Below are 6,357 nucleotides of genomic sequence, written 5' to 3'. Positions count from 1 at the left end.
ACGGCCTCATGGAACCAAGGGACGCGACGACATCGGGGGTGACCAGCCCCGATTTTCCGCCCGGCACGGGCGTCTGGAAAGACCCGGACGGCACTTGGGCCAACTGGCACGCCCACTTCGGCCAACCGGGCGTACCAGTTGGCCCAAGTCGTCGGAGCACAGCACAGCGCCCCGGGAGCCTGGGCTCCCGGGGCGCTCTGGTCGGTCCTGGTGTGCGTCAGCTGTCGATGTCCACGTCCACGCCATCGGGGTCGACGGACTTCTCCGCGTCGCGGGACTTGCCGGTGCTCTTGGCGCGGCTGCGGCGCTGCTGGCGGGGCATCACCGCGGGGGGCGGGGGCGGGGTGGGGCCGCCGCCGCCGAGGATCAGCTCGGCGAAGGTGGCCATGGCCTCGTCCAGCTGGCCGGCGTGGCGCTGGTCGGACTCCTGGTTGGCCTGGCGGACCAGGCCGAGCAGGGCGTCGTTGTCCGGGCGCTCGGTGACCGAGCCGGTGACCCGGTTCAGGCCCTGCTTGACGTTGCCGTCCAGGTCGCCAAGGCGGCCGCTGACGTTGTCCTCGACCTCGTCGATCCGGCCGCCGACCTGCTCCAGCCGGGCGTTGAGCGCCTCCAGCCGGTCGGCCAGGCCCTGCAGCCGCTCGGTGGGGTCGACCGCGGGGCGGCCGAGCAGGTCGTCCAGCTTGTCGTTCTGCTCGTCGCGGGCCGCGGCCAGCGCGTTGTGCAGGCTGTTGTTGCCGTCGTTGATGCTGTTGCGCAGGCCGGTGTTGCCCTCGGTGATGCTGCTCTTGAGGGTGTTGTTGCCTTCGGTGATCGCGCCGCGCAGCGAGCTGGTGCCGTCGTTGATCGAGCTGCGCAGGGTGTCGGTGCCCTCGGAGATCAGGCCGCGCAGGTTGTCGGTGCTCTCGGTCAGCGAGCGCTGCAGCGCCTCGCGAGTGCCGTCGAGGTGCTCGTGCACGCCCTCGTCCACCTCGTCGATCCGGCCGCGCAACACGGTTTCCAGCGCCTCCACGCGCTCGCGCACCGGGTTGGTGATCGCGGCGGGCAGCGCCTCCAGGCGGGCGTCCTGCTTGTCCAGGTGCCGCTCGACGTTGCCGCCGAGATCGTCCAGCCGCTTGTGGATGTTGGAGAGCTTGTCCTCAAGCCCGTCCATCTTGCCCTGCACGCCCTCGAACCGGCCCGCGACGCCGTCCAGGCGGCCGTCCAGCTGGGCGAAGGGCTTGGCCAGCTTGTCGACCAGGCTCTCCACCGCGCGGCCGAGCCCGGCGATCGCGCCGTCCTGGGCCTCCAGCCGGGCGAGGGTCTCGTCCAGGCGCTCGGCCAGCACGCTGACCTCGGTGCGGTCGGGCAGCTCGGAGAGGCGCTTGCGCACCGAGCCGAGCGATTCCAGCGGCGAGAGTCGAGCGTGGATCTCGTCCAGCGCGTCGAAGATCTGCTGCTGTTCGCTCTCACGGATCTCGGCTGCGCGGATCAGCGTGTTGCGCATCCGATCGAAAGACATTGTGGAGTGGTTGTTCTCGCTCACGGCAGGGACCTTCGTCGAAGGGAGGGGACCGACGGACGCGACTCTAGCCAGTCGCCCGAGTTGTTGGTCACCGACCCCCGGCCGAACTTCGGTGAAAGTTGGCTAGGAGTACGCCATTCGGGTGACTGGCTGCAGGAAACGCCAGTGGTTTGATCTTCAGTGGTTGATCAGCGCAGAACCGCGTTCCCCATTCGAGCTACTTGCTTCCCCGACCATGATCGACGTTCCGTGGCGAAGGAGCCGCGAGAACATCAAAGAACCATCCGACAGAGTGGAATTACCGCTCGTCTTACAGGTCAAATGATCATAGCGGGTGCTCTCCGGAACGGCTTGCCAACACGCCGGTCGAGCACGGGTACCGTGTCGCCATGTCAACCCCGGTGACTCTGGAAACCATCCGCACCGCACCCAAGGTGCTGCTGCACGACCACCTCGATGGCGGCTTGCGACCGCAGACCGTGATCGACCTGGCCGACGCCGGCGGCTACGCCAACCTGCCCACCACCGACGCCGAGGAACTGGGCGTCTGGTTCGCCGAGGCCGCCGACTCCGGCTCCCTCGTCCGCTACCTCGAGACCTTCGCGCACACCGTCGGCGTCATGCAGAACACCGAGGCGATCATCCGGGTGGCCGCCGAGGCCGCCGAGGACCTCGCCGACGACGGTGTCGTCTACGCCGAGGTCCGCTACGCCCCCGAACTGTTCACCGAGGGCGGCCTGTCCCTGGAACGGATCGTGGAAGCCGTGCAGGAGGGCTTCCGGCAGGGCGAGGCCACCGCCGCCGCGCGCGGTAAGAAGGTCCGGATCGGCACGCTGCTCTGCGCCATGCGGCAGAACGCCCGCTCGCTGGAGATCGCCGAACTGGCCGTGCGCTACCGCGACGCGGGCGTGGTCGGCTTCGACATCGCCGGCCCCGAGGCGGGCTTCCCGCCCACCCGCAACCTGGACGCCTTCGAGTACCTGCGCCAGCAGAACGCGCACTTCACCATCCACGCCGGTGAGGCATTCGGCCTGCCCTCGATCTGGGAAGCCATCCAGCACTGCGGCGCCGAACGGCTCGGCCACGGCGTGCGCATCGTGGACGACATCAAGGTGGAGGAGGACGGCACCGTGCACCTGGGCCGCCTCGCCAGCTACGTCCGCGACCGCCGCATCCCGCTGGAGATGTGCCCCAGCTCCAACCTGCAGACCGGCGCCGCGGCCTCCATCGCCGAGCACCCGATCGGCCTGCTGCACCGGCTGCGCTTCCGGGTCACGGTCAACACCGACAACCGGCTGATGAGCCACTGCTCGATGTCGGGCGAGATGGCCGCGCTGGTCGACGCCTTCGGCTACGACTGGGCCGACCTGCAGTGGTTCACCGTCAACGCGATGAAGTCCGCCTTCATCGGCTTCGACGAGCGCCTGGCGATCATCAACGATGTGATCAAGCCCGGTTACGCCGCGCTCCAGGCATGAGAAAAACAGTGGGGCCGCACCGGTGATCCGGGTGCGGCCCCACTGTCTATCAAGGATTTACAGCGCTCAGTGCGCGCGCAGGCGTTCCTCGAAACCGGCGACCAGCTTCTCCCAGGACTCCACCTCGGCGGTGAACGGCGCGCTCGGCGCCAGCCGGTTCGGGTCCGGGCGGATCACGAAGGACACCAGCCAGCCCAGGCTCTCCGACTTGGCCAGTGCCTTCCCCGCCGAGTCGTCCTCGGCCCACTGGGCCGCGTCGGTGATCAGCTCGACGGCCAGCTCCAGCTGGTACGGGTCCACCTGCTCGACCCCGCCTGCCAGATCGTCGGCCAGCCCGGTCAGCACGTAGGTGTTGTCCTGCTCGACCTCGATCTCCAGGTCGCCGTTGGTGGCGGCGGCCACCACGTCCTCCCAGGTGAGGACGGCGGACAGGTCGTTGGCGTGGTCCTCGGCCGAGTCACCCTCGCCGGTGGCCAGGAAGCGGGCCAGCGCGCGCGGCGTGCCGAAGACGTCGATCTGGCCCTCGGAACCGAGGAAGACCGGCTTGTCATCGAGGTAGCAGCGCAGCGTGTAGTGCTCGCCGACAGAGGTGATGATCTTGATCGGGTCGATGCCGACCTCGGCCCAGAAGCCGGTCGGCGCCTCCTCCTCGACCTCGGCCTGCTCGCCCTCGGCGGCGTCCTCTTCCTCGGTCTCCAGCTCGTCCAGTTCGGCCTGGGCCGCGGTCAGCGCGGCCTCGTCCACCTCGGGCTGGGTGACCACGGCGTCGATCGCGTCCAGGACCTTGTCCCACTCGTCGATCACGACCTTGGCCAGGTCGTTCCACCTGGCCTCGCCGTCGCGCCCCTGGAACGGGTAGGTGCCCTGGTTCAGCAGGGCGAACCCGTCCGCGGAGTCCAGCACCTCGTGCACGGCCTCCAGCTCGCAGACATCGGCGAGCGAGCGCACGATGGCCACGGTCTCGGCCAGTTCGCCGATGGTCCAGGTGTCCGGCTCCTCGGCGACCAGCTCGGGCACGCCGACCAGGTCGAAGCGGTGCTCGTCGTCCGGGATCAGCTCACCGGCGTGCAGGCCGGGCACCTGCGCCCAGGCCGGGTGGTCGGTGAGGTCGTGCTCCTGCGCCTTGCGCAGGTAGGCGGCCAGGTGTGCGGCGTCGGCGAAGCCGTAGAGGTCTTCCCCGTGGCCGAGGAAGGCCTCCCACTCCTCGCCGTCCTCACGCCATTTCGGCGCCCACAGCGTGACCAGGTCACCCTGCGGAAGACCGAGTTCGATCGGGACGATGTCCTGGGCCATTCCCTGCCTCCGGGTCGCCGACGGATTCGGCCGCAGCCTACGGGTTCACCGCGCGCAGCGGATCACCGGTCCGAACGAAGGCTCGACAGATCGAAGGAGAACACGTCCTCGTCCTCCTCCTCGGTGACCGCGGGCCTGCCGGGCGTGGCGGCCGGGCCGGTCACCGCGGCGCTGTCCCAGCCCGCCGCGCGGGCGGGCACGGTGCCGCCGACGGCCTCCACCACCGCGGTGAACTCATCGCCCAGCGCGCGGGCGAGCACGTTGTAGGAGCGCTGCACGGCGAACTCGGCGGCCTGCCGCGCGGTCTCGGTGATCGCCTGACCGAGCCGGTCCGCGCCCAGGTTCACCGCGGCCGGATCCAGCCACAGCTGCAGCAGCTCGCCGCTGGCGTTGACGGTGGCCGCGATCAGCCCGTCCTGACTGCGTGCCTGCCCGATGACCCTGGCCATGTCGGCCTCCAGCTGCTGACTGGCCAGCAGCCGGTCCTCGGCCTCGCGCAGCTCATCCGGCTCGCTCATCGCGCCCTCCGCAGGAAAGACCCGCCGTCCTCGTCATCGTCGTCGGTCACCGGCTGCGGCGCCATGCCCAGTGCGGTCAGCCCCGCCGACGCCCGCGCGTCCAGCACGCCGTGCAGGGTCCGGTGCAGCCGCCCGGCCGCGTCCCTGGTGGCCCGCTGGGCCTGCTTGAGCACCTCGGCGGCCAGTTGCGCGGAGCCCAGTTGCAGGGCCCTCTGGTCGATCAGCACCTCCTGGATCTCCCCGCCGGGCGCCACGGTCACTCGCACCGCGCCGTCGCCGGAGCGGGCCCGGCCGAGCACCGGCCCGGAGCGGGCCAGTCGTTCGGCGACCCGCTGGTCGGTCTCGGCGATCTTCGCCGCCGCCCGCGCGTTGTCCGCCTCGACGTAGTCCTCGTGCATCGACCTACCCCCGCTCAGCCGGTCGGCCGGAAGAAGCCCATGAACGGCATGCCGCTGTTGGTGGTGCGCAACTTGCCGATCTGCACCGGATCACCGGCCTCGATGATCTGCCCGTCGCCGATGAACATCGCCACGTGACCCTTCCACACCACCAGGTCGCCGGGCAGCAACTCACCGGGCGGCACCTGCGCGCCCATCGCCTGGGCCGCGGAGTGCCGGGGCAGCTCGAACCCGGCGGCCGCGTAGGACCACTTGGTCAGCCCGGAGCAGTCGGTGCCCTGCGGCGGGTTGGAGGCCGCCCAGACATACGGCGTGCCCAGCGCGGTCAGCGCCTTGCGCACCGCGGCCGCGGCGATCTCGTTGGGCGCCTGCACGGTCTTGCCGCCGGGCAGGTTCACGTCCACACCGGAACCCGGCTGCGGTGGGATGGCCACCGGCAGGTTGGACGCGGGCGCGCCGCCGCCACCGCCGCCCCCGCCCCCACCACCGCTGCCCGAACCGCCGCCGCCCCCGGAGGAGCCGCTGCCGTTGCCGCCGGAACCGTTGCGGCCGTTGGCTCCCGCGGTGCCAGTGCCGTCCACGCCGCCGCCGAGCGCGCCGCCCATGCCGCCGAGCGAACCCACGTCCACCCCGGGCAGGCCGCGCAGTTTGCCAGCGGCCTCGCCGAGCGCCTGCTTGGCCTTGGTGATCTCCTGGGTGCCCTTGAGGTGGAAGTTGGCCGCGGTGCACCAGCACTGCTTGATCGCCTCGGGCACGCTGGCCTTGTTGCCGCCGGCCTTGCCGGCCAGCGCCGCCTGCACCTGCGGGGTGACCGCGCCGCGCAGCTCGTTGACCAGTCGCTCGATGTTGCCCTTTGCCGAGGTGACCGCGTTGTAGGCGCCGTTGACCGCGTCCTGGGCGGTCTTGCAGTTGGCGGCCAGCTTGTCCAGCGAGCCCTCCAGGGTGGTGACCCGGCCCTGGAAGACGTTGGCGCGGTCGCCGTACCAGCCGTTCATCGCGCCCTTGAACGCGCCGTTGTGCCTGCCCTTGAGATCGGCCAGCGCGGTGTTGGCCTGGCCGAAGGCGGTGGCCGCGCGCTGGGCCGCGCCGTGGTCGCCCTCGATGTCCTTGAGGTTGTTGCGCAACGGTTCGGTGAGCCCGTTGAGCACCGCTTCGACGTCGGACATGTC

Annotated in this window: 6 protein-coding genes; 1 reads left to right on the top strand and 5 read right to left on the bottom strand. The window is 70.6% G+C overall.

Going from position 1 to position 6,357, the window contains the following annotated elements; all coding sequences use genetic code 11:
* Positions 1 to 217: 217 nt before the first annotated feature.
* Positions 218 to 1,483 carry a hypothetical protein gene (locus tag ACTOWY_RS37070; protein ID WP_441314255.1) on the bottom strand — a complete coding sequence of 422 codons (1,266 nt, stop codon included), beginning with the start codon at positions 1,481 to 1,483 and terminating at the stop codon, positions 218 to 220.
* Positions 1,484 to 1,890: 407 nt separating this feature from the next.
* Here ACTOWY_RS37070 and ACTOWY_RS37065 point away from each other — a divergent pair, with 407 nt between their 5' ends.
* Positions 1,891 to 2,979, top strand: coding sequence for an adenosine deaminase (locus ACTOWY_RS37065; protein WP_441314248.1), 1,089 nt, complete (start codon positions 1,891 to 1,893; stop codon positions 2,977 to 2,979).
* Between the two features lie 66 nt (positions 2,980 to 3,045).
* Here the strand turns inward: ACTOWY_RS37065 and ACTOWY_RS37060 are convergent, their stop codons facing one another.
* The 4 genes from ACTOWY_RS37060 to ACTOWY_RS37045 all read right to left on the bottom strand — a co-directional run bounded on the left by ACTOWY_RS37060 (position 3,046) and on the right by ACTOWY_RS37045 (position 6,354).
* Positions 3,046 to 4,272, bottom strand: coding sequence for a primosomal protein (locus tag ACTOWY_RS37060; protein ID WP_441314247.1), 1,227 nt, complete (start codon positions 4,270 to 4,272; stop codon positions 3,046 to 3,048).
* Between the two features lie 62 nt (positions 4,273 to 4,334).
* Positions 4,335 to 4,790: a YbaB/EbfC family nucleoid-associated protein gene (locus tag ACTOWY_RS37055; RefSeq protein WP_441314246.1), complete on the bottom strand. Its 456-nt coding sequence runs from the start codon at positions 4,788 to 4,790 to the stop codon at positions 4,335 to 4,337.
* Positions 4,787 to 5,188, bottom strand: a complete 402-nt coding sequence (locus tag ACTOWY_RS37050) for a YbaB/EbfC family nucleoid-associated protein (RefSeq protein WP_441314245.1) — start codon at positions 5,186 to 5,188, stop codon at positions 4,787 to 4,789. Before ACTOWY_RS37050 ends, ACTOWY_RS37055 begins: the two co-directional genes overlap by 4 nt.
* A 14-nt stretch (positions 5,189 to 5,202) precedes the next feature.
* Entirely contained in the window at positions 5,203 to 6,354 is a 1,152-nt protein-coding gene (locus ACTOWY_RS37045) for a C40 family peptidase (protein WP_441314244.1), read from the bottom strand.
* Between the last annotated feature and the right edge of the window lie 3 nt (positions 6,355 to 6,357).

The organism is Crossiella sp. CA198, from assembly GCF_052078295.1.
Lineage (GTDB): Bacteria > Actinomycetota > Actinomycetes > Mycobacteriales > Pseudonocardiaceae > Crossiella.
The sequence above is the reverse complement of the archived record's forward strand: the minus strand, read 5'-3'. Positions and strand labels throughout refer to the sequence as shown.

Excerpts from the sequence above, each read along its gene's own strand:
- ACTOWY_RS37070 (WP_441314255.1), bottom strand. The coding sequence starts at position 1,483 with ATGCGCAACACGCTGATCCGCGCAGCCGAGATCCGTGAGAGCGAACAG.
- ACTOWY_RS37065 (WP_441314248.1), top strand. The coding sequence starts at position 1,891 with ATGTCAACCCCGGTGACTCTGGAAACCATCCGCACCGCACCCAAGGTG.
- ACTOWY_RS37060 (WP_441314247.1), bottom strand. The coding sequence starts at position 4,272 with ATGGCCCAGGACATCGTCCCGATCGAACTCGGTCTTCCGCAGGGTGAC.
- ACTOWY_RS37055 (WP_441314246.1), bottom strand. The coding sequence starts at position 4,790 with ATGAGCGAGCCGGATGAGCTGCGCGAGGCCGAGGACCGGCTGCTGGCC.
- ACTOWY_RS37050 (WP_441314245.1), bottom strand. The coding sequence starts at position 5,188 with ATGCACGAGGACTACGTCGAGGCGGACAACGCGCGGGCGGCGGCGAAG.
- ACTOWY_RS37045 (WP_441314244.1), bottom strand. The coding sequence starts at position 6,354 with ATGTCCGACGTCGAAGCGGTGCTCAACGGGCTCACCGAACCGTTGCGC.